Source organism: Lysinibacillus sp. 2017, from assembly GCF_003073375.1.
In the GTDB taxonomy this organism is placed as follows: Bacteria; Bacillota; Bacilli; order Bacillales_A; family Planococcaceae; genus Solibacillus.
Genome location: NZ_CP029002.1, coordinates 3221480 through 3244673, shown reverse-complemented (window position 1 = coordinate 3244673; position 23194 = coordinate 3221480). Strand labels below are relative to the sequence as shown.

Below are 23194 nucleotides of genomic sequence, written 5' to 3'. Positions count from 1 at the left end.
ACTATTGAATGAAAAAGAAAAATTAGTCTTCAAATTGATTAAGGAAAATCCATTTTTATCGCAGCAAGAAATGGCAGAGCAGCTAGGAATGTCTAGACCTGCACTTGCCAATATCATTTCTGCATTAATAAAGCGTGGTGAAATTTTGGGACGTGCATATGTATTACCAGAGAAAAATCAGATTATCACAATTGGTGGTGCAAACGTCGATCGGAAATTTTCAATTGAAGGAAATGTACAATTAGGTACATCGAATCCTGCAAAAGTATCTGAAAGTGTAGGAGGCGTGGCTCGAAATATAGCCGAAAACTTAGGACGCTTAGGAAACCGTATTTCATTAATTACAACACTTGGTGATGATCATGACGGGCGATTAATTGAACAATCAAGCAAGGCTTATATGAATTTTGATTTAGTTGAAAAGTTAAAAGGTAATACAACGGGTTCGTATACAGCTGTACTTGATGATCATGGTGAACTGGTAGTGGCGATGGCGAATATGTCCATTTACAGTAAATTGTCACCAATGATTCTAAAAAAGCATGAAGTAATTTTGCAAAATGCCAGCTGCTTAATTATTGATTTAAACTGCTCAGCAGAAACGGTTCAATACGTAAAAGACTTTGCATATCAGCGTGAAGTACCACTTGTTATTGTGCCTGTATCTTCACCGAAAATGATGAATATGCCATCGGATTTACACGGTGTCGATTACTTGATCTGCAATCGTGATGAAGCTGAAACTTATTTGAATGTAAAGCTTGAAACGTATGGTCACTATGAGAAAGCAGTAAAAGCCTTATTAGAAAAAGGTGCTAAGTACGCATTGCTAACATTAGGAGAACATGGTGTTATGGTAGGTCATGCAGGTAAAGTAACTCACTTTAAGGCTGTCTTGACGAATAATATTGTTGACGTTACAGGTGCAGGAGATGCGTTTGTGAGTGCCTTTTTACATGGTGTTTTAAATAATGAAGAGCTAGAAGAAGCAGTGCAGCTTGCTTTAGTAAGTGCAACAAAAACATTACAGTCAGACAAAACAGTCCGTGAAGACTTAACAAAAGAAAATTTAGCAAATTGGAGGAATTTACAATGAAACAATATTTATCATATTCACAAGAGGTATTAGAAGCAAAAGAGAAAGGCTTACCAATCGTAGCATTAGAATCTACAATTATTTCACACGGTATGCCGTACCCACAAAACGTACAAACTGCTCGTGAAGTTGAACAGATTATTCGTGATGGCGGCGCTGTTCCTGCAACAATCGCTTTAATCGATGGTCAAATCAAAATCGGTTTATCAGATGAAGAATTAGAAATGTTCGGTAACGCTCAAGGTGTAGCAAAAGCAAGCCGCCGTGACCTTGGCTACTTATTAGCAACAAAAAAAATTGGTGCAACGACTGTAGCTGCTACAATGATTTGTGCTGAATTAGCAGGTATCGAGTTATTCGTAACAGGTGGTATCGGTGGGGTTCACCGTGGTGCTGAAACAACAATGGACATTTCAGCTGACTTAGAAGAATTATCGATGACAAACGTAGCAGTAATATGTGCTGGTGCAAAATCAATTTTAGATATCGGTTTAACTTTAGAATACTTAGAAACAAAAGGTGTTCCAGTAATCGGTTATGGTACAGACTCATTACCAGCATTCTATACACGTGAAAGTGATTTTAACGTAAATTTCCGTGCTGACTCTCCAGAAGAAACTGCAGCTATTTTACGTGCTAAATGGGATTTAGGGTTACGCGGAGGTGCGTTAGTAGCAAATCCAATTCCTGTTGAAGATTCAATGGAAGCAAGCTTCATTAATGGCATTATCGAAAGTGCTTTAAAAGAAGCAGCAGAACAAGGCGTTGCAGGTAAAAATGTAACTCCATTCTTATTAGGTAAAGTGAAAGAACTAACAGAAGGTAAATCATTAGTAGCGAACATCGCACTTGTTAAAAACAATGCTCGTGTAGGTGCTAAAATCGCTGTAGAATTACAAAAATAATTGTTATTTCCTAGGGAATAATAGCGAATAAAAAAGGAAGTTCACTGATTTATTTAAACGGTGAACTTCCTTTTCCATTATTTACGTAGTGTTCCTAACTCAGCAACAATTGCATTCATTTCGCTGGGACTGAATGAATCACGTTTCATAACCATTTCATATAAATATTGTAGATCTTCATATTTATCGCCATTAAATGCATCAGCTTGCATTGCATCACCATTTACCATACGAAGCTTTTCTTTAATTTGCTCAATCATATAAATCACATTTTCTAGTGATGGAGTGGATAAGTCCATTTTTTTAACCTACCTTTCAAAGTATACGGAAATATCATTTCATGTCGGTAAGTTCTTGTCAATACCTTAACTTCTTTCAACAACTACAAAGGGAAATTAAGACGAAAGTTTCGCTGAAGTGTAATTGATTAGTTCATCTACTTTCAAAAAGATGGAAGATTAGCTAAAATGAAATTAGATTTAGTTTTATCGCAATTTTTTATGGGAATATAAAACTAGTACAGGAGGAGAGATTATAATGAAAAGTAAATTACTACCTTTTATTGCAATTGGGGCGATTGTTGGAGCAGCGATAAGTATGTTGGACAAACAAACACGTGAGCATACTGTAGAAACAACGAAAAAAGCAAAAGATACAGTAAGTTATTATGCTGAAAACCGAGATGAGTTATTGGCTCTAGTTGAATCCAAAGTAGAGCAGGCACAAGGTATATATGGAAAAGTTAATGACAATGTACAAGCACTTATGCAAAATGGTAATGATATTAAGTCATTACCAAGTACCATTCAAAGTTTAGTGTCTGAAACAGTTGAGGCCTTTTCGAAAAAGGATGATTCCATCGGCTAATAACCTCATAAAGGTGGTGGCTATATGAATAAAAAACAAGTGAAAAGTGAAAAACTGGCACTAATTAAATCTTATATAGCACCCGATCCCTCATCGATTAATATGTTAACGACGAAAGGATTTATTCAAGATTTAATCCATCGCACGAAAACTGTAGACATGTCAGGAATGGGTGCACAGCTGGCTTATTTCTTTTTACTATCCTTTTTCCCAATGCTTATTTTTATGGTGACATTGTTACCGTATTTAAATTTAGAGCAAGGGCAAATATTCGATTTCATGAGTGATATTATGCCAGAAGAAGTGTATGGCTTGATAGAGGGTACACTGACAGACGTGTTAAATAAGCAAAATGGTGGCTTACTTTCTATCGGTATTTTAGGGACAATTTGGTCAGCTTCTAAAGGCGTGGACGCATTGATGAAAGCGTTAAATCGTGCATATGATGTTGAAAGGAAAGCAGGCATTTTAAATCGGATTTGGTCTTTAATTTTTACAATTTCTTTAGTCGCGGTTATTTTAATTGCGCTTGTATTGCCCATCTTTGGTCATCAAATAGGCAATGTCATATTTAGTTATATCGGTGTAGAGAAATCGTTTGAAATAATTTGGACTTCTGTTCGTTGGATTATACCACCAGTACTTATATTAATTGTATTAACGGTGATGTACTGGATCGTCCCGAATACAGATCCACGTCTAACGATTATTAGTGTATTCCCTGGGGCTTCTTTTGCGATGGTCGGATGGCTAGCGCTAACGTACGGGTTCTCATTTTATATTAATAACTTCGGAAATTACAGTGCGACCTACGGAAGTATCGGGGGTGTCATTATATTAATGTTATGGCTGTATTTTACAGGCATGATATTAATATTTGGAGGGCTCTTAAATGCAAGCTTCCAAAAATGGCAACTTGCCAAAAAGAGTAATAAATCACGGAAATCACCTGTATTTTAATACGAAAAAGCCGCTTCTTTAGGAGCGGCTTTTTGTTATCTCTTATGAAATGCCAATATAAGCTTTCACTTTATACATTTTTACTTAACATACGTAACCCGTTTAAAATGACTAAAATCGTACTTCCTTCATGACCGATGACACCAAATGGTAGGCTAATCGCTTGGAAGAAATTTGAGATAATTAATAAGGCGATAACCGATAATGAAAAGATGACATTTTGCTTTACAATACGCTGCATTTTTCGAGAAAGCTTTATGGCGTATGCAATTTTAGAAAGATCATTTTTCATTAATACGACATCCGCTGTTTCAAGAGCTACATCTGTCCCGCCACCCATTGCAATTCCAACAGATGCAGTGGCAAGTGCAGGAGCGTCATTAATCCCATCTCCAACCATACCAACATGTTCATAAGTAGTTTTATAAGCTTCAATATGTGTTACTTTTGTTTCAGGAAGACATTCAGCTACATAGTTTGTCACACCAGCTTCTTTGGCAATGGCTTTAGCAGTTGTCTCATTGTCACCTGTTAACATCGTAACATCGATGCCAAGTTGTTTTAGTTCAGCTACCGCTTTTTTTGCTTCTTCACGTACAACATCTTTCATCGCAACAAGTGCAGCAATTCCTTCATTGTCTTTTAAAAAGATAACGGTTTTTCCTTCATTCGCAAGTTTTTTTAGAGCACCATTTGCAAATATATCAGCATTTTCTTTTCCAACAAAATCAGGTTTACCAACTATATACTGTTGTTCATTAACGTTAGCTTTCAAACCGTATCCTGGAATATCTTCTATTAAGATGTTTCTTGGGTACACATTATTTTGTTCTTTTGCATAGTGTGTAATGGCTTGTGCTAGGGGGTGATTTGATTGTGCTTCAATCCCAGCAATAACCGCTAAAGTTTCATCCTTGTTTAATCCATCGCGAACGATAAAATCTGTTACAACCGGAGTACCTTGTGTTAATGTTCCTGTTTTATCGACAGCTAACACTCGAAGGATACTTAAATGTTCTAAATGCATGCCACCTTTTACTAAAATCCCGTTTCTTGCACCATTCGAAATCGTAGAAAGGGTTGCTGGCATAATCGCAGCAACAAGTGCACAAGGTGAAGCAACAACAAGAAGTACCATGGCACGATAAAATGTAGTCGTCCAATCCCATCCAAGTAAATAGTGCGGAAGGAATAACATGAGGGCAACGAAAAGTAAAACACCTTTTACATAGGCACCTTCAAAGCGTTCGATAAATTGTTGAGAAGGCGATTTTTCACTTTGTGCCGATTGAACAAGTGTAATGATTTTTTGGAACAATGTCTCAGAGCTAGGTTTTGTAACATTAATAGTTAAAACACCATTTAAATTCACTGTTCCTGCAAATACTTCATCGCCGCTATTTTTTGTGACAGGCATGGATTCACCAGTGATAGCCGCTTCGTCTACTGTAGAAATTCCTTTGAAAATCACACCATCAGCTGGAATACGTTCGCCAGGTTTCACTAAAATGTGATCATCTATTTTTAAATCATTTACATTAACTTTAATAGGTTCAAATCCCCCGCGTATTAACCAGGCTTCTTCGGGCTGTAATTCCATTAATGAAGAGATTTCACGGTGACTTTTATTCATAGCATAGGTTTCAAGTGCGCCACTAAGTGCAAATATAAAGATTAAGACCGCACCTTCAGTCCAATAACCGATAATTGCTGAACCTACTGCTGCTAAGATCATTAGAATTTCTACATTTAATGATTTATTTTTAAATGTATCGAGTATGCCTTCCTTTGCTTTCGCATAGCCACCGATAATAAAGGCGGAAAGGTAGGCGATAATCGCGGATGTCATTAGACCTGTAGATTCCATGCGCCACGCTAGCAGGATAATTATGCCTGAAACAAGTGCTGCTATTAATTCTTTATGTTCTTTTATTTTCTCATTTAATGATAAGTTTTCTCGATTAGATTTACTCATAAGTACCTCCTTGATAATGAATATCATTGTTAATTCAACTGATAATGAATTTCATTTATTTTATAACAATTTCTAATTTATAATTATTATAATCTAGGTTGATGATTTTGTAAATAACAAGAAATCAATAAAAATCTTAATCCCTACTTGACTAATAAGAATTATAGGTTAATATAGGATATACAATTTAAATTATTGGAGGAGTTAACTTTGAATTTCATAGTGCTACTTAATGTCGTTGTATTGGCATTACTTATTGCGTTTTTATATTTCTTAAAAACTAAGCATGTTAAATTTTCTAACCGCGTGTTTATTGCGTTAGGTTTAGGGGTTTTACTAGGCATAGTTTTACAATTAATCTACGGGGTTGAATCAGATAATCTGATTGAAACTGTACCTTGGTATAACATTGTTGGTTCAGGTTACGTGAAATTATTACAAATGATTTCAATGCCATTAGTATTTATCTCAATTCTAGCTGCATTCACTAAAGTAACGATTGGTAAAAACTTTGGTAAATCGGCAGCAATTATTTTAGCTGTATTAATCGGTACTACAGCTGTAGCAGCTAGTTTAGGTATTACATCTGCACTTGTATTTGATTTAGATGCAACTCAAATTATGCAAGGTGATAATGAAATTGCACGTGGTGAAGCAATGGTAGAAAAATCTGCCACAGTAACAACTTTACCTGATCAAATTTTAGAAATGTTCCCAGCAAACCCATTTTCTGATTTAACAGGTGCACGTGCAACATCAACAATTGGTGTTGTTATTTTCGCAGCATTCCTTGGATTTAGCTTTTTAACACTTCGTCGTAAAGAGGAAGAAACAGCAACAAACGTGAAAAAAGGAATCGATGCGCTATACGGTTTAATTATGGGCGTTGTACGTATCATTTTACGTTTAACTCCATATGGTGTGTTAGCAATTATGGCTCGTACTGTTGCAACATCTGACTTAGGTGCCATATTAGACTTAGGTGAATTTGTCATTGCTTCATATGTAGCATTAATTGTCATGTTCTTAATTCATTTAGTAATCGTTGCATTAACTGGTTTAAGCCCATTAACATATGTGAAAAAAGTGGCGGAAGTATTACTATTCGCGTTCACATCTCGTTCTAGTGCGGGTGCTTTACCACTTAATATTCAAACACAAACAAAACGTTTAGGTGTGCCAGATGGTATCGCAAACTTTGCAGGTTCGTTTGGTTTATCAATCGGTCAAAATGGATGTGCGGGTATATATCCTGCTATGTTAGCGGTTATGATTGCACCAACTGTAGGGATTAACCCATTATCACCAGGCTTCATTGCCACATTAATTTTAATCGTAGCAATCAGTTCATTTGGCGTAGCTGGTGTTGGTGGTGGTGCGACTTTCGCAGCAATCATCGTATTATCAGCAATGGACTTACCAATTGCATTAGCAGGTATTTTAATTTCAGTAGAGCCGTTAATCGACATGGGTCGTACAGCACTTAATGTAAGTGGATCTATGGTTTCTGGTGTTGTAGCAAGTCGCGCAACTCATGAGTTGGATACAGAAATTTATAACCAACCAGCGGATAAAGCACCTTTAGTTCAATAATAATTAATAGAAAAATAGAAGCAGCACAACGAGTAATTTCGTTTGTGCTGCTTTTTTTATTGTTAAGGAAATTATAAATGCGGAGCTTTTCGAACCCTCCTACGAAAGTGGTGGAGCATTTACTTTCTTGTCGGGTCCTCCAAAGCTTGTCGGGGCTGAACGGGCGCTTTACCGCTTTTGTTCGTTTCATATGTCAATTTATGACGCATGCTATAACTTGCGACGGCAAATAGCCATAACATTAGACAAATAAACCAATAGACGTATAGGAAAGTAACATAAGGTGCTACGCAAAGGACATAAACGGTATAAATGAGTGCGATTAAAAAGCTCCGTATGTATTGATATTTTGTACTAACATGAATTTGAAATCCGATTAATAGAGCATTAATAACAATCTTCAAAAAATATATCATGCAATCTCTCCTTTTTTTCATCATAACAATTGGAAAAATGATGCGCAATAATAAAGTGAAACTAACAATCAATTGGGTCTTGTATTGGGAAGGCCGCAAGCAACCATCCGAAAAGAGCAGCAATAAGAAATTGCAGAAGCATAAAAAAGCGACTCATTCCAAGTTAATTGGAGTGAGTCGCTTTTATTAAGTGAAAATTAGTATACGCGTTCAGCGTGAGAAGCTAATTTTTCTAATGAAGATTTTTCTACATCAGCGTGTAAAGAGTTCCCGTGAGAGTCCATTGTTACAACAGCTGTGAAGTCTTCAACAGTTAAGTGCCACATTGCTTCAGGAATACCGAATTCGATTAAGTCTACACCGTCTACTGATTTAATGCAGTCAGCGTAGTATTGAGCCGCACCACCGATAGCGTTTAAGTAAACACCACCGTGTTCGCCTAAAGCTTTCAGTGTTTTTGGTCCCATACCGCCTTTACCCATAACCGCGCGGATACCAAATTTTTTCATGATGTCGCCTTGGTACGGTTCTTCACGAATTGAAGTTGTTGGACCAGCAGCTTTAACAACCCAGTTGCCTGCTTCGTCTTTCGCCATTACTGGACCACAGTGGTAAATAATTTGACCATCTAAGTCTACTGGAGCTTCAACGCCTTCACCGATTAAGTGATGATGAATTGCGTCACGACCAGTATACATACGACCAGAAATTTTAACTACGTCACCTACGTTAAGTGAACGAATTTTTTCTTCTGTAATTGGTGCAACTAATTCAACAACCTTGTTTTTAGAGTTGTCTTGTTTTTCTTCGTTACGGAAAGTGATTTTTTCACCTTCTTGGTAGTGCCATTTGATGATTTCACCGTTTTCTGGATTGATATCAATTGCCATACGACGGTAAGCCCAACAATTGTACGCTACAGATACGAAGAATGATGCAGGTAAGCGGTCCATTACACCGATTTTACAGCCTAGTAATGTAGCTTCACCACCGAAGCCCATTGTACCAATACCGAATGTATTAGCAGTTTCAACAACGTATTGTTCTAATTTAGCTAAGTCTTCGATAGGGTTTACATCTTCTACATGACGGAATAATTGTTCTTTTGCAAGATCATATCCAGAAGAGCGGTCGCCACCGATACCTACACCGATGAAACCAGCTGAACAGCCTTGACCTTGTGCTTGCCATACAGAGTGTAAGATACATTTACGGATACCGTCTAAGTCACGACCAGCGCGGCCTAAACCTTCAAGTTCTGCAGGAAGTGAGTATTGGATATTTTTGTTTTCACAGCCGCCACCTTTAAGGATTAGCTTAATTGTGATGTAGTCGTTTTCCCATTGTTCAAACTTCACGACCGGTAAACCAGCACCGATGTTGTTGCCAGAGTTTTTACCAGTTAATGAATCAACTGAGTTTGGACGTAATTTCGCATCACCAGTAGCTGCAGCGATTGCAGTTTGGATTGCTTTTTTAATTTCGATCTGGTTTACGCCAACTGGAGTATATACTTTAAATGTTGGTAGACCAGTATCTTGACAGATTGGAGATACATTATCTTCCGCCATGACGATATTTGTTGTAATTGTGCCTAATGTCATTGCTGCACGAGTACCAGCGTTTTCGGATTGCTTCGCGGCTTTAATCGCACGACGAACATCTTTTGGTAAGTTTGTAGAAGTCTCTGTAATTAAGTTATAAAGACTTTTTTCTAAAGTTTCTAAGTATGCCATCTTATTTTTCCCCCCAGAAAAAATATAGTTATTTTTGCATCGATAAGGTATTTATCGACATAAGTAAGGACATCATTTCCCGCTATTGGGCGTAAAATGTATCTTTGTAAAATCATCTTACATTATAACTCTTTTAATGTAGAAAAAAAAGAGCGCTTACAAGTAACAAAAACGAAAAACCTATAAAAAGAAATCAAAAGCACAAAAGTAGTAATAATAAAAAAAGCAATGCTCCTAATCGAGCAATGCTTTTGGATATTATTTGTTTTCTTCGCGAGCTTGGAATTGATCCATTTTTTCTTCTAAATCGTCCATCATTTGAATTAAACGATCGATATCTTCTAGTTCAGTTGTTTCTGGATCGATAGCATCTAAAACCTGAAGGAAGATTTCTAAGCGTTCTTTTAAATAAGTCACTTGTTGTTCTTTGTTTGTAATGGGATTCATTATAAGCGATTCTCCTTTTGGCTTGCATACGTTTATTATACTATGTTCTTTTTAAAAAGTTAATCGACAACTTACGGACCAAATGGATTAGATCTTATTATTTCGATTATAAAAAGAAGGGAAATATATAGAACTTAATAATTATTTTATATTTCTTTATATTTAGAATATTTACAAAATTGATGGAATGTGATAAATTTAGTTTACATTAAATTTAAGGAGATGGTCGGAAAAACAATGTGTAGATAAACTCACGAAAAGGAGGAAGTTTAAACGTTTTTCGGCAAATCTGCCGGGATGTTAGTTTATGCAAATTTTAATGGAATTAAGTGAAATTTAAAGCCCTAGTTAACTTTTAGAGATAAAGTTGGCTAGGGCTTTTAAATATGCAAAATATTTAACAAACTATAGATTTGCTATGATACGATGTAACTTATGAATTAAAGGAGATAGATGATGAGTTACAATCAACGAAGATTTTTAATTTTAGTTATTATCGTATCGATATCAGGTTTTTCACAAGGGATGCTGTTACCACTCATTTCCGTTATTTTTGAAAGAGATGGTGTATCCTCTATATTAAATGGCATGAATGCAACTGGACTTTATATTGGGACATTACTCATCTCACCATTTATTGAGCAGCCACTGCGTAAGTATGGTTATAAGCCGATTATTATACTTGGTGGGGCGGTAGTATTTGTTTCACTATTTTTATTTCCATTATGGAAAAGTGTCATGTTTTGGTTTGTGTTACGTATGTTAATCGGGATTGGTGACCACGCACTCCATTTTGCAACACAAACATGGATTACATCAGCAACGCCCGCGCATAAGCTAGGTAGAAGCATGTCGATTTACGGCATCTCGTTTGGTTTAGGCTTTGCTGTTGGCCCGTTATTTGTACAGCTAATAAAAATATCTGAAAGCTTGCCATTCATTGTTTCTTCAGCGCTTTGTTTAGTCGCATGGTCGCTTGTGTTTTTTGTGAAAAATGAAAAACCAGAAGCACTAGTAGGTGATGCCAATGAAACGGGCTTTACACGTTATAAATTGGCAATCAAATACGGATGGGTCGCATTTTTACCACCGTTTGTTTACGGATTTTTAGAATCTTCCTTAAATGCATTATTTCCTGTATATGCTTTACGTAAATCGTTTGATCTAGAGTTTGTGTCGGTCATTTTGGCGGCATTTTCTGTAGGTGCGATTGCGATGCAGTTTCCACTTGGAACGCTAGGTGATAAAATCGGACGGCGAAAAGTCATTACCGGAGGCCTCATTTTGGGCAGTGTATTTTTCTTCATAGGGAATCTGCTTGAGTACTCCCAAATACTTGTTGCGGTCATTTTCTTAATCGGAGGTATGTGCGTAGGTTCGATGTTCTCGTTAGGAATTACATATATGGCGGATTTAACGCCAAAACAACTACTACCAACTGGAAATTTACTGTGTGGAATTTTCTTTAGTTTAGGTAGTTTAAGTGGCCCGCTTTTAGGTGGATTGTATTTAGATGTATTTCCTGACAATGGCTTCTTAGTTTTAGTTTCACTGATGCTACTAGCTGTCGGACTCATTGTCCTGTTAAGTGGAAAAAATAGAAAATTAATAGCGTAAGAAAAAGCAGATGTTCAATTTAGTTTGAACGTCTGCTTTTTGCTGAAAAGAATACGATTGTGGTTACAATCATTGATAAAATTATGTATATGAATACGTTTAAGTAGTTCACACCACCGAATGTAACGGCTGCTTGTAACGAACTCACTGAAGTTGTTGAACTGTCAGTTTCACTCGCAAAAATTAATCCACCTAACCATGAAAGCCCGAAATAACAAATGATAAAAGTAACTGCTACAAAAAGAAAGTTTTTCATGTTTATGCCTCCTAGCCTTTCTATCATACATGAAAATTAGTACCAATTGGAAATGAAAAAAGCTTACGAATCGATTTGGATTCGCAAGCTTTTGAAATCTTATTTAGAAGCAACTAAGATTTTAATTTGGTTTTTGTCATTTACTAATGTTTCGAAGCCTTCTGTTACAACTTCATCTAATGTAATGCGTTTAGTAACAAGCTTGTCAGCAGGGAAGTAACCTTGTGTCATTAAGTGCATAACTGCAGGGAAAATATCACGGTATGCGATAATTCCTTTTACGCTACGCTCTGATAACACGATATTGTTTGGCTGAATCGAAGCTTCTTTTTCCCAAATCGAAACGATAATCGTTTCACCTTCAAATGAAGTAGAATCGATTGCTTGTTTTAATACAACGGGTACACCAGTAACTTCGAATGCTACGTCCGCACCACCATTTGTTAATTGTTGAATTTTACCGACAACATCTGCTTCTTGTGCAGGGTTAATAATAGCTGTCGCGCCAAGTTCTAATGCTTTTGCACCGCGCTCTTTTGATAATTCAACTGCATAAATTTCAGAAGCACCGGCAACCTTTAATGCTTCGATTACTAATAATCCAATTGGGCCTACACCGAATACAACCGCTTTGTCACCAGCTTTTAATTTACTCATACGTACAGCATGTAAAGCAACGGCTGCTGGCTCTACTAATGCGCCTTGTTCTAATGATAGACTTTCTGGCATTTTGTGAACCCAACGCTCATCAACTACTGTAAATTCAGAGAATCCACCACCACCACCAGATAAACCGTGGAATCCTAAATGCTTACAAATATTATACTTTCCTTTTTTACATGCAGCGCATTCACCGCAAGCTAAAATCGGCTCAACAACGACTTGATCTCCTACTTTTACAGAAGAAACACCTTCACCAATTTCTACTACTGTACCTGAAAACTCATGACCCATAACTATAGGGGCAATATCTTTACTCACTGGATGTGGTGCATCTACTGGTACGAAGATTGGTCCAGCAATATATTCATGTAGATCGCTACCACAAATACCTGTCCATGCCACTTCAATTTTTACACGACCAGCTGTTACTTGTGGTTCTTCGATTTGTTCTACTCGAATATCTTTTGCTTTATACCAACGTGCTGCTTTCATTAAAATCACTCCAAATTAAGTATTAACTACAGTGTAGTAGTTATTTCCATTTTATAATAAGAAAGTAAATTATTTTTTGGAGATAATGTTAAATATACAGTAATGATTTTAAGAATTCTTTTCAGAATGGTTGCAATTTATTGCACTTTAAGCTTATCTCGACTTTATGCAAAGTTGATATTTATAAAAAAACACCCTCATTGATGAATAAAAATTCATACAATGAAGATGCAACAATAATTATTTTTTAAGCGTTAACTTCACAACACACTCAATTTGAGCTGTTTGTGGGAACATATCTACAGGTTGAATGTATTCAACTTTGTATGCTTTTGATAAATCTTGTAAGTCACGAGCTAAAGTCGATGGGTTACAAGAAGTATATACGAAACGTTTTGGCTTAATTTTTAATACCGTTCTAATGAAACCAGGCTCTAAGCCAGTACGCGGTGGATCTACGCAAATAACATCGGGGCGGTAATCTTCTTTTGACCAACGGAATAACCATTTATCTGCTGAGCCTGGGAAGAAACGAACATGTTGTAAGTTGGCATTATTACGTGCATTATACTTCGCATCGGCAATTGCCTCATCAACATTATCCATGCCTCGAACTTCACGTGCACCATCAGCTAGCCACATACCAATTGTCCCAACACCACAATAAGCGTCGACAACTTCTTCTTTCCCAGTAAGCGCGGCAGCTTTTTTAATTTCATCATATAAATGAATCGTTTGCTCAGGATTTAATTGGAAGAATGCACGTGTTGATAAATCAAATGCAAACTCGCCTAATTTTTCATGAATCGCTTCTTTACCATCTAATACGAATGTTTCATCACCGAAAATTAATGAAGTTTTATCACGGTTCACGTTTTGTGTAATTGAAACGATAGATGGGTCGATTTTTTTAATACGCTCGATTAATTCAGCTTTATGTGGTAATTCATTGCGTGTTGTGACAAGACAAACTTGTGTTTCACCAGAATTGACCCCTGTACGAACGACAATTGTACGTACTAAGCCGTTTAAGTTTTTTCCATCATAAATGGTAATATTTAATTTTTGTAATACTTTACGCGTACCCACTGTGATTTTTGATGTAAGTGGGTGCTGCACTAAGCAGTCATTAATGTTTAATAATTCATTTGTACCTTCAGCAAAAAGGCCAGCATATACACGTTTGCCTTCTTTACGTACTTGGAATTGTGATTTGTTGCGATAGTTCCAAGGATTGTCCATGCCTATTGTTGGACGAATTTCAGCAGTTGCGGCAATATCTTTTGCATACTTTTCAAAAGCTTGCACGACAATGTCACGTTTATTGATGAGCTGTGCTTCATACGTCATATGTTGTAATTGGCAACCACCACATTCTGCATATACTTGGCAAGGTGCCTCTTGACGAAATTCGCTTGCTTTACGAATGTTTAAAATTTCAGCTTCTGCGAATTTATTCTCTACTTTTGTTAATTTAACGGTTACTTCTTCTCCAGGAATGGCTCCTTTTACGAAAACGACATTGCGCTTATAAAATCCAACGCCCTCACCGTTAATCCCAAGGCGCTTTATCGTTAACGGGAACTTTTGCCCGACTTCCATTATTACATCACTCAAGTTTACACGTCCTTTAAATACAAAACTCACACTAAAGATTAGTGCGAGTTGCTAAGTTTTTCTTTATCCTTTCATTATAACGGACAAACGAGGGAAAGAAAAGAATCGGGATTTTTTTGAAATGCTAGGGGACGGTGATATCCACATTCTTCAGTACTAAATCATCGAGTGATTGAAACGAATAGCCTTGTTTTTTAGCGTCTTGAATGAATTTTGGAAGTGCTTCTGCATTATCTTGTGCGACTGTATGCATTAAAACAATAGCGCCTGGATGCAGTTGTTGCATGAGTGCATTATAGGCATATTCGTAACCTCTACGTTCATCTTTTAGCCAATCTTTAAATGCAATGGACCAAAAAATATGACGGTAGCCATTCGTTTGACCTACTTTCAACAATTCTTCGTTGAAAATCCCTTCTGGTGGGCGCGCATAAAAGGTGCGTTCGATACCAGTTAATTCATGAAGTTTGTTGTCAAATTGTTTCCATTCTTTTTCCATTTCATTTGTCGAGAGCCGCGCCATATTCGGATGTCCGTAAGAATGATTGCCAATAATATGACCATCAGCAATCATTGTTTTTACTAAATCAGTCGCGCTCGTTAAATAATGACCTGTTAAGAAAAAGGTTGCGGGAACTTGTTCATCACGGAGCGTTTTTAAAATGCTTTCAGTAAAGCCATTTTCGTAACCGTTATCAAATGTTAAATAAACAATTTTTTGTTCGGCAGTATCTTTATAAATCGCTCCGTACTTATTTAAAAGGCCTTCAAGTGGTTCACCAATTTCAACAGTTTCCCCATCGCGACTCGGTTTGAATCCCCAATGGAATTCTTCGGCACGTGCAATGGTCATAAACGATATAAAAGTAGCCATAATAACTAAGAAAACACCGACTACATGCTGTTTATACATAAAAAAAGCAACCTCCTTTTCACGTAGGTTGCGTTAAATAAATAATTTTATTCAGCTTTTATATAAGTCGCGAATCGCATCTTGAATAGATACGAATTGAAATTCGTAATTTGCATTCATTAATTTTTCAGGTAGCACATGCTGACCTTCTAATACGAGAACACTTTGTTCACCCAGTGCAAGCTTTAACATAGCAGCTGGAACGGGGAACCAGTGAGGTCGATGAAGTGCTGTCCCAATCGCTTTACCGAAACTTTTCATGCGTTTAACGTTTGGTGTTGTAAAATTAACCGGACCAGATAGTTCTTCATTTTCAATTACAAATAATAAAGCACGTGCGACATCGTCAACATGAATCCAACTTATCCACTGAGCTCCTGAACCAATCGTACCACCAACACCTAATTTATAAGGCAATACCATCATTGGTAGGGCACCTTCATCTTTTGCTAAAATAACGCCAAAGCGTGTGAGACAAGTGCGAATGCCAAGTTTTTCTGCTTCAACTGCATGTTGTTCCCATTGTTGTACGACCGTCCCTAAAAAATCATGTGCTTTTTCAGGAGATTGTTCCGTATAAATAGCTGTCTCAGAAATAGGATAAATACCAACAGCACTCGCATTAATAAAGACGCGCGGTTTCTGTTGTAAAGCATGAAATATACGTAATACTTCATCCGTTGAATCCATCCGACTTGCGTAAATTTTTTCTTTTTGCTTTTCTGTCCATCGTCCATCATTTAACGACACACCCGCTAAATTGACAAACGCATCTAACGATTCTAATTGGAGTTCTGGTTTAGCATCATCTTTTAACCATTGTATGTATCGAATACCCCTAGCCTCATGACTTTCACCGCGTGTTAAAATAATCACTTCATGACCAGTAGCTAACAAAAGCTCACTAAATTTACGTCCCACCATACCTGTCCCACCTGAAATGGCAATTTTCATACGAAATCCCTCCTTGTGAAATATAGTATCTTCAGTATACCGTTCAATGAAAGTCAAAGTAAAAAGATGTATACTGAAAGGTAATGGAATAAAGCGAGGTGTAACTATGCAAGTCATTACGAAAATTGCACGTCAAAAAAACAATAAAGAGCGCTACAATATTTATCTAAACGAACAATATGCTTTTCCAGTAGATGAAGGTACCCTTATAAAATTCGGCTTGCAAAAAGGCAAAGTACTTGAGCAAATCGAAATAGATGAAATACAATATGAAGATGAAATCGCCAAGGCATTTAATAAAGCACTAGGTTTCTTAAGCTTTCAAATGCGTAGTGAGCATGAAGTGAAAACAAAGCTTCTGCAAGCAGGGCATGGTGAAGCAGTTGTACAAGAAGCGCTATATAAATTAACGAACTTAGGCTTTTTAAATGATGAAAGCTTTTCAAAGGCATTACTGGAAACTAGAAAGCGCACGGCCAAAAAGGGTCCAGCTGCCATTAGACAAGATTTAAAGCAAAAAGGAATCGATAAAGGCTTACAAGAGCAAGTACTCGAAACCTTTAGCCATGATGAGCAGTTGAAGCTCGCGATGGAATTGGCAGAAAAAGCAGTCCGATCGAGTCAAAATAAAACACCCTCACAGGTGAAACAAAAAATACAAGATGTATTGCTACGTAAAGGATATTCGTTTGCAGTTGCAAAGGAAATACTAGAGAAAATTAAGCTAGAACGTCAAGAAGATGAGTGGCCGGCACTAATCGAAAGCCAGGGTGAAAAAGTTTGGCGTAAATATGCTTCAAAGTTTACAAGCTCTGGACTGCATCAAAAAGTAAAGCAAGCTCTTTATCAAAAGGGATTTCCAATAGCAGTAATTAATGATTTTATCGAACAGAAGGAGCAAGAACAAAATGAATGAAGTAACTTATAGCGCTATGACAGAACAAGAATTACGTCAAGAAATTGCGAACTTACGTGAAAGAGCACGCAAATCAGAACAGCTAGGTATCGTTAACGAATACGCAGTTTATGAACGCAAAGCCTTATTAGCAGAAGCTTATTTAGTAGATTTATCAACAATTATTCCAGGTGAAATGTACCGTATTACGGGTTCACCAGGCGATTTTTTCCAAGTGGATTATTTAAAAGGGCGTTTTGCATGGGGGCACCGTTTAGGCTCAGATCGTTTTGAAGAAGCATTACCTGTTTCAATTTTACGACCAATGAAGGAAGGGAAGTAATATGGAAACATTATACGAAAAGTTAACGCAGCAATTGGTAGAAAAAAATCCTGAATTACCGATTGGACGCGCTCGAACTTGGGTGGAGCTATTATGCAGTGACTTCGAATCGACTTCAGCTAAAGCTGGAATGGATTACCGAGGCGCAGAATATACAGCAAAATTAGTGAGCCAATTAATCGAAAGCTACGGGGATAAGCTACATTTATTTGCGGCGAAGAACCCGAAATATGCGCACTTATTAAATGATAGTGAAGATACAGTAAACTAAAAAATAAGGCTGTACTGGAAGTGGCAACTAACAGTACAGCCTATTTCATTTATTCATTTCCTGCACCAATTTGTAATTTTTTTTGAAGCTTTTCTTCTGTAAAGATCCAACCAGTATAAGAATTTACAATTTGTAAGTTATCGTCTAAGTGAGCGACTGCAACGAATGGATAACGATCCTTACTACGATAACGTAAATCGATTAAGCGCAGCTCCATTAAGCCGTTCTCAAGTTCAGCAATTTCCCAACGATGAAGAGGAGAGAACGATAAAAAGGCATCAAGGTTTGGATCTTTTAAGGCCTTTTCAACAAGTTTGGTTTTAGGAATCGGTTCGATTTTGAACTTGTCATAAATGTTAACCGATCTTCCATAAGCACGACCGACATAAAAATGCGTTTTGGACTTTGCGGCGATTTTCCATTGAAAGAAGTTTATTGTCGGAGCCACGATGACAAATTCTTCGTCTTGTAGCTCTTTATGAACAGCTGCCTTTATCGCCTTTTGTAATGCAAAACGTACCACATAATAAAAAGCAATGATTATATACATGATACTAAATATAAGTACTGGATCTGCACCAAACGCCCATAATAAAATACCGACGCAATGCATTCCAAAAATAAACGGATCAAATGTATTAATGACACCGAGCGCCACCCATTTTTTCGAAAATGGACGAAGTGCTTGTGTACCATAGGCATTAAAAATATCAACAAATACATGTAGAAAAACAGCAAGTTGTGTCCATAACCATAAATGGAAAACATCCGTAGTGGATAAGAATAGTGATAATACGCCTGTAATCAATAATGGCCATAAAAGGACTGCGGGAATAGAGTGTGTAATGCCACGATGATGACGAATATATACAGCATTATTACGAAGCTTTAAAATGGTATCAGCGTCAGGTGCTTGCGAACCAATAATTGCACCTGCCATAACAGCTGTAAAAGTGATTGGATGACTTGCTACGACAGGATCAGCAAGTGCCAATCCACCTAAAGCAATTCCCATAACGAAATGTGTGCCTGAATCCAAATTTATCATCCCCTCGTTAGTGGAACCGTTATAGAACGGAAATATTTAACAATGGTTCTTATCTTTATAATATACCCTTTTTCAAGGAAATAAAATCGAATTTTTGGAGGACATTGTGAACTACCAATATACAAAACAATTTCGAAAAGCACTAATCGACTGGTTTAAACAAGAACAACGTGATTTGCCGTGGCGTCACACGAAAGAGCCTTATAAAATTTGGGTGTCTGAAGTGATGTTACAGCAAACAAGAGTGGATACTGTTATCCCTTATTACAACCGTTTTATAGAAAAGTACCCGACAGCGGAAAACTTAGCCTATGCATCAGAAGAAGAACTTTTAAAAATGTGGGAAGGTCTCGGATATTATTCCCGTGCGCGCAATTTACAAGCAGGCGTAAGAGAAGTCGTCGAAACGTACGGCGGAAAAGTACCAGACAATCGCGTAGATATTTCAAAACTAAAAGGTGTAGGACCTTATACAGCTGGTGCAATATTAAGTATTGCATACGGAAAACCCGAGCATGCTGTAGATGGAAATGTTATGCGTGTATTAAGTCGTGTATTAAACATCGACGCCGATATCTCCTTACCGAAAACAAAGAAAATTTTTGAGGATGCTGTGACTGAATTAATCGATTTAAATAACACATCCGCATTTAACCAAGGATTAATGGAGCTAGGCGCGGTTATTTGTACACCGACTTCACCAAAATGCTTACTATGTCCTGTACGTGATTATTGCACAGCCTTTCAAGAGGGCGATCCATCAACATTACCGGTGAAATCAAAAAAAGTGAAAACAAAAAGTATCGAGTATGATGTGTTTGTTGTACGTGATCCATCCGGCCGATTTTTAATGGAGAAGCGCTCAAGCGCAGGGCTTCTTGCTAATATGTGGCAGTTTATTATGGTGGAACGTTTAGAAGGCGAGGACAGCTTGTCAAAACTTGAAAAGCAATATGGACTTGTTTTAGACAAACAATTAGCTGTACCAATTGTTGATTTTAAACATGTGTTTTCCCATTTAAAGTGGCAAATTGAAAGTCATTTAGTCGATTGTAAGAGTGAAGGAACATTACCTGAAGATGCTGCATTTCTCACAAAAGAACAAATCAATCTATTACCAATGCCCGTACCCATGTTAAAAATTTGGGACAAACTAAAATAAAACGATTTTAAAACTTTTCTCAAAATCTCATGCATATTTCATTTCATCTCAGTCCAAAATAATGGTCATGGAGGTGATATTGATGAGACAAAATCAAAACAACCAGAACAACCAGAACAACCAAAATAAGCAAAACAACCAGAACAAGCAAAACAATCCATTCTCGAAAAACCAACAGCAAAATAATAATGAAGAGTTTGCTCAGGAGCTAAACTTCAATGAAGTAGAGCAACAAAAACAAAAACAAAAACGCGATCAAGAACAACAAAATATGCAATTTGCAAAACGTAATAATAACAACTTTTAAGGCGTTGACATGAAAGTTGTATAGCATATTTTATGGAAAAGCACATTCATATGAATGTGCTTTTTTCTTTTTGTCAAAAAATTGCGGATTTTTTTCAAACAATATTGAAAATAATAGCATTCGAACTACAAGTTTTGCTAAAGCATTGTTATAATACAATAAAGACCGCTAGAATTTTTAGCTATGACGAAAAGGTGGGGCTTCAGATGGCATTACCGATTGAGGGAGAAACGATACAAATACATAGTTACAAGCACAATGGTAGTATCCACCGTGTCTGGCAAGAAACGATGGTTTTAAAGGCGACTAAAAATATCATTATCGGTGCGAATGAAAAAACACTCGTAACGGAATCAGATGGACGAACTTGGTTGACTAGAGAACCTTCTATTTGTTATTTCCATGCAGAGCTTTGGTTCAATATTATTTGTATGCTAAGAGAAGACGGTGTTTACTACTATTGTAATATCAGCTCTCCTTTTGCCTTTGATAATAATTGCTTAAAGTACATCGACTACGATTTAGATGTAAAAGTGTTCCCAGATATGAGTTACACATTACTAGACGAAGATGAATACGAGCAGCACAAAAAAGAAATGAATTATCCGGAAGTGATTGATAAAATCTTAAAACGCAATGTGAAAACGTTAATAAGTTGGATTGAACAACGACGTGGACCATTTGCACCTGACTTTATTCAATCCTGGACAAACCGTTATGAGTTAATAAGCGAAATTCAAGCAAATAAAGAGTAAGGAAAACACAAGCGAGCGTGAAAAATGTTCGCTTGTGTTTTTCTTTTCGTTTCGTGGTAAAGATATATAAGCGTACCTACCATTAGAAAATAAAAAATTATGATATGATAGTGGCTGTTGCAAAATTGACTGAAGGGGGAAGTGTTTTGCATTGAATAGTATTAAAAGATATATGCGTTTTGTAAAACCATATAAGTTTTTACTTTTTTTAACGATTATTATCGGGATTATGAAATTTGCGATTCCATTGTTTTTACCATGGCTTTTGCAAGTGATTTTAGATGATGTGTTATTAAGTGAAGTATTAACAAAACAAGAAAAAACAGATAAATTGTTTACGTGGATTGGAATCGCGCTTGTCGTGTTCTTTATTATTCGTCCACCAATTGAATATTACCGCCAATACTTTGCACAAAATTTAAGTAATAATATTTTATTTGATATTCGTAAAGAATTGTACGGACACCTACAAAAATTAAGTTTAAAGTATTATGCGAATACACGTGCTGGAGAGGTTATTTCACGTGTTATTAACGATGTTGAGCAAACGAAAAACTTTGTTATGACAGGACTTATGAATTTATGGTTAGACCTTGCAACGATTTTAATCGTGATCGGCATAATGTTTTCGATGGATGTAAAACTGACAATTGTTTCGCTCATTGCGCTACCGTTTTATGCAATTAGCGTGAAGTTTTTCTTCGGTAAATTACGAAGCCTAACACGTGAACGCTCGCAAGCACTTGCTGGTGTACAAAGCTACTTACATGAACGTGTTGCAGGTATGAGCATTATCAAGAGCTTTACACTTGAAAAGCATGAACAGCAAATTTTCGACGAAACAAATGGAGAGTTTTTAGATAAAGCATTGGCGCACTCGCGCTGGAATGCCAAGTCCTTTGCTGTTGTGAATACAATTACAGATATGGCACCATTAATCGTTATTGGTTTCGCTGGCTATCAATATTTAAATGGGGATCTTTCAATTGGTGTGATGGTCGCGTTTTATGCATATATTGAACGACTTTATGGACCATTACGTCGATTAGTAAGTTCATCGACAACGTTAACTCAATCGATTGCATCGATGGACCGTATGTTTGAATTAATGGATGAAAAATATGACGTACAAAATAAAGAAAATGCGATTGATTTACCACTAGCAAAAGGAAAATTACAATTTGACCACGTTTCATTTCAATATGAGGACAATGGTAAGACGATTTTAAATAACGTCGATTTTACCATTGAACCAGGACAAACTGTAGCATTTGTCGGGATGAGTGGTGGAGGAAAATCGACCATAGTCAGTTTAATTCCACGATTTTATGATGTAACTACAGGTGCAGTGAATATTGATAATATCAATATTAAAGATGTAACGATTCATTCATTGCGCTCACAAATTGGGATTGTTCTACAAGACAATATTTTATTTAGTGATTCAGTGAAACAAAATATTTTAATGGGGAATCCTAGTGCAACGGATGAACAAATTATTGCTGCAGCAAAAGCAGCAAATGCACATGATTTCATAATGAACTTACCTGAGGGCTATAACACAAAGGTAGGCGAGCGCGGTGTGAAATTATCGGGTGGTCAAAAGCAGCGTGTTGCGATTGCACGAGTATTCTTGAAAAACCCGCCAATTTTAGTACTAGATGAGGCTACTTCAGCATTAGATTTGGAAAGTGAAGCATTGATTCAAGATTCGCTAGATCGCTTAGCACATGACAGAACAACAATTGTCATTGCACATAGACTTTCTACAATTACGCATGCAGACAAAATTTTTGTCATTGAATACGGAAAAATTGTAGAGTCGGGCAATCACGCTCAATTGATGCAACAAGAAGGGGTCTATTATAACCTTTTCCAAGTGCAACATTTAGACTAAAGCAAAAAA

23 protein-coding genes are annotated in these 23194 nt (G+C 36.8%); 13 read left to right on the top strand and 10 right to left on the bottom strand.

Going from position 1 to position 23194, the window contains the following annotated elements:
• The first annotated feature begins 4 nt into the window (after positions 1–4).
• Positions 5–1096: a carbohydrate kinase gene (locus DCE79_RS15935; RefSeq protein WP_108713960.1), complete on the top strand. Its 1092-nt coding sequence runs from the start codon at positions 5–7 to the stop codon at positions 1094–1096.
• Complete coding sequence (locus DCE79_RS15930; protein WP_108713959.1) at positions 1093–2001, top strand: pseudouridine-5'-phosphate glycosidase; 909 nt, start codon at positions 1093–1095, stop codon at positions 1999–2001. The genes DCE79_RS15935 and DCE79_RS15930 overlap by 4 nt, the downstream gene beginning before the upstream one ends.
• A 77-nt stretch (positions 2002–2078) precedes the next feature.
• On the opposite strand, the gene DCE79_RS15925 is transcribed toward DCE79_RS15930, so the two are convergent.
• On the bottom strand, positions 2079–2300 hold the full coding sequence (locus DCE79_RS15925) for a DUF1128 domain-containing protein (protein WP_108713958.1): 222 nt from the start codon (positions 2298–2300) through the stop codon (positions 2079–2081).
• Between the two features lie 238 nt (positions 2301–2538).
• Between DCE79_RS15925 and DCE79_RS15920 the strand changes: the two genes are divergently transcribed.
• A complete protein-coding gene (locus tag DCE79_RS15920; protein ID WP_108713957.1) occupies positions 2539–2868 on the top strand; it encodes a YtxH domain-containing protein in 330 nt (109 codons plus the stop codon).
• A gap of 24 nt (positions 2869–2892) precedes the next feature.
• Entirely contained in the window at positions 2893–3828 is a 936-nt protein-coding gene (locus DCE79_RS15915) for a YihY/virulence factor BrkB family protein (RefSeq protein WP_108713956.1), read from the top strand.
• 70 nt (positions 3829–3898) lie between these two features.
• On the opposite strand, the gene DCE79_RS15910 is transcribed toward DCE79_RS15915, so the two are convergent.
• Positions 3899–5803, bottom strand: a complete 1905-nt coding sequence (locus DCE79_RS15910; RefSeq protein ID WP_108713955.1) for a heavy metal translocating P-type ATPase — start codon at positions 5801–5803, stop codon at positions 3899–3901.
• 210 nt (positions 5804–6013) lie between these two features.
• Between DCE79_RS15910 and DCE79_RS15905 the strand changes: the two genes are divergently transcribed.
• Positions 6014–7396 (top strand): L-cystine transporter, encoded by a 1383-nt coding sequence (locus DCE79_RS15905; protein WP_108713954.1) that lies wholly within the window; start codon positions 6014–6016, stop codon positions 7394–7396.
• Between the two features lie 613 nt (positions 7397–8009).
• On the opposite strand, the gene DCE79_RS15895 is transcribed toward DCE79_RS15905, so the two are convergent.
• Together DCE79_RS15895 and DCE79_RS15890 are read right to left on the bottom strand one after the other, a co-directional pair.
• On the bottom strand, positions 8010–9548 hold the full coding sequence (locus DCE79_RS15895) for a fumarate hydratase (protein WP_108713952.1): 1539 nt from the start codon (positions 9546–9548) through the stop codon (positions 8010–8012).
• Between the two features lie 258 nt (positions 9549–9806).
• Positions 9807–9995 (bottom strand): SE1561 family protein, encoded by a 189-nt coding sequence (locus DCE79_RS15890; protein WP_108713951.1) that lies wholly within the window; start codon positions 9993–9995, stop codon positions 9807–9809.
• Positions 9996–10451: 456 nt separating this feature from the next.
• Between DCE79_RS15890 and DCE79_RS15885 the strand changes: the two genes are divergently transcribed.
• Complete coding sequence (locus DCE79_RS15885) at positions 10452–11612, top strand: MFS transporter (protein WP_108713950.1); 1161 nt, start codon at positions 10452–10454, stop codon at positions 11610–11612.
• 19 nt (positions 11613–11631) lie between these two features.
• Here the strand turns inward: DCE79_RS15885 and DCE79_RS15880 are convergent, their stop codons facing one another.
• From DCE79_RS15880 to DCE79_RS15860, 5 genes are all read right to left on the bottom strand, one after another.
• Positions 11632–11868 carry a carboxypeptidase gene (locus DCE79_RS15880; RefSeq protein ID WP_108713949.1) on the bottom strand — a complete coding sequence of 79 codons (237 nt, stop codon included), beginning with the start codon at positions 11866–11868 and terminating at the stop codon, positions 11632–11634.
• Positions 11869–11967: 99 nt separating this feature from the next.
• A complete protein-coding gene (locus DCE79_RS15875; RefSeq protein ID WP_108713948.1) occupies positions 11968–13023 on the bottom strand; it encodes a 2,3-butanediol dehydrogenase in 1056 nt (351 codons plus the stop codon).
• A gap of 240 nt (positions 13024–13263) precedes the next feature.
• A complete protein-coding gene (rlmD, locus tag DCE79_RS15870) occupies positions 13264–14625 on the bottom strand; it encodes a 23S rRNA (uracil(1939)-C(5))-methyltransferase RlmD (RefSeq protein ID WP_108714517.1) in 1362 nt (453 codons plus the stop codon).
• A gap of 139 nt (positions 14626–14764) precedes the next feature.
• Positions 14765–15553 carry a polysaccharide deacetylase family protein gene (locus DCE79_RS15865; protein WP_108713947.1) on the bottom strand — a complete coding sequence of 263 codons (789 nt, stop codon included), beginning with the start codon at positions 15551–15553 and terminating at the stop codon, positions 14765–14767.
• A gap of 51 nt (positions 15554–15604) precedes the next feature.
• Positions 15605–16507, bottom strand: coding sequence for a TIGR01777 family oxidoreductase (locus tag DCE79_RS15860; protein WP_108713946.1), 903 nt, complete (start codon positions 16505–16507; stop codon positions 15605–15607).
• Between the two features lie 106 nt (positions 16508–16613).
• Here DCE79_RS15860 and recX point away from each other — a divergent pair, with 106 nt between their 5' ends.
• From recX to DCE79_RS15845, 3 genes are read left to right on the top strand one after another with little or no spacing between them, the layout of a single operon-like run.
• The gene (gene recX / locus DCE79_RS15855; protein ID WP_108713945.1) at positions 16614–17423 is read left to right on the top strand and encodes a recombination regulator RecX; all 810 of its coding nucleotides are present in this window, start codon (positions 16614–16616) and stop codon (positions 17421–17423) included.
• The gene (locus DCE79_RS15850) at positions 17416–17745 is read left to right on the top strand and encodes a YfhH family protein (RefSeq protein ID WP_108713944.1); all 330 of its coding nucleotides are present in this window, start codon (positions 17416–17418) and stop codon (positions 17743–17745) included. The genes recX and DCE79_RS15850 overlap by 8 nt, the downstream gene beginning before the upstream one ends.
• A 1-nt stretch (position 17746) precedes the next feature.
• Positions 17747–18016, top strand: a complete 270-nt coding sequence (locus tag DCE79_RS15845) for a YfhJ family protein (protein WP_108713943.1) — start codon at positions 17747–17749, stop codon at positions 18014–18016.
• A 49-nt stretch (positions 18017–18065) separates the two neighbouring features.
• On the opposite strand, the gene DCE79_RS15840 is transcribed toward DCE79_RS15845, so the two are convergent.
• A complete protein-coding gene (locus DCE79_RS15840) occupies positions 18066–19055 on the bottom strand; it encodes a metal-dependent hydrolase (protein WP_108713942.1) in 990 nt (329 codons plus the stop codon).
• A 115-nt stretch (positions 19056–19170) separates the two neighbouring features.
• Between DCE79_RS15840 and mutY the strand changes: the two genes are divergently transcribed.
• From mutY to DCE79_RS15820, 4 genes are all read left to right on the top strand, one after another.
• Positions 19171–20226: an A/G-specific adenine glycosylase gene (mutY, locus tag DCE79_RS15835; RefSeq protein WP_108713941.1), complete on the top strand. Its 1056-nt coding sequence runs from the start codon at positions 19171–19173 to the stop codon at positions 20224–20226.
• An 82-nt stretch (positions 20227–20308) separates the two neighbouring features.
• Entirely contained in the window at positions 20309–20533 is a 225-nt protein-coding gene (locus tag DCE79_RS15830) for a hypothetical protein (RefSeq protein ID WP_108713940.1), read from the top strand.
• Positions 20534–20739: 206 nt separating this feature from the next.
• Positions 20740–21288: a nucleoside tri-diphosphate phosphatase gene (locus DCE79_RS15825; RefSeq protein ID WP_108713939.1), complete on the top strand. Its 549-nt coding sequence runs from the start codon at positions 20740–20742 to the stop codon at positions 21286–21288.
• Positions 21289–21460: 172 nt separating this feature from the next.
• Positions 21461–23185, top strand: a complete 1725-nt coding sequence (locus DCE79_RS15820) for an ABC transporter ATP-binding protein (RefSeq protein ID WP_199912283.1) — start codon at positions 21461–21463, stop codon at positions 23183–23185.
• Positions 23186–23194 lie beyond the last annotated feature (9 nt).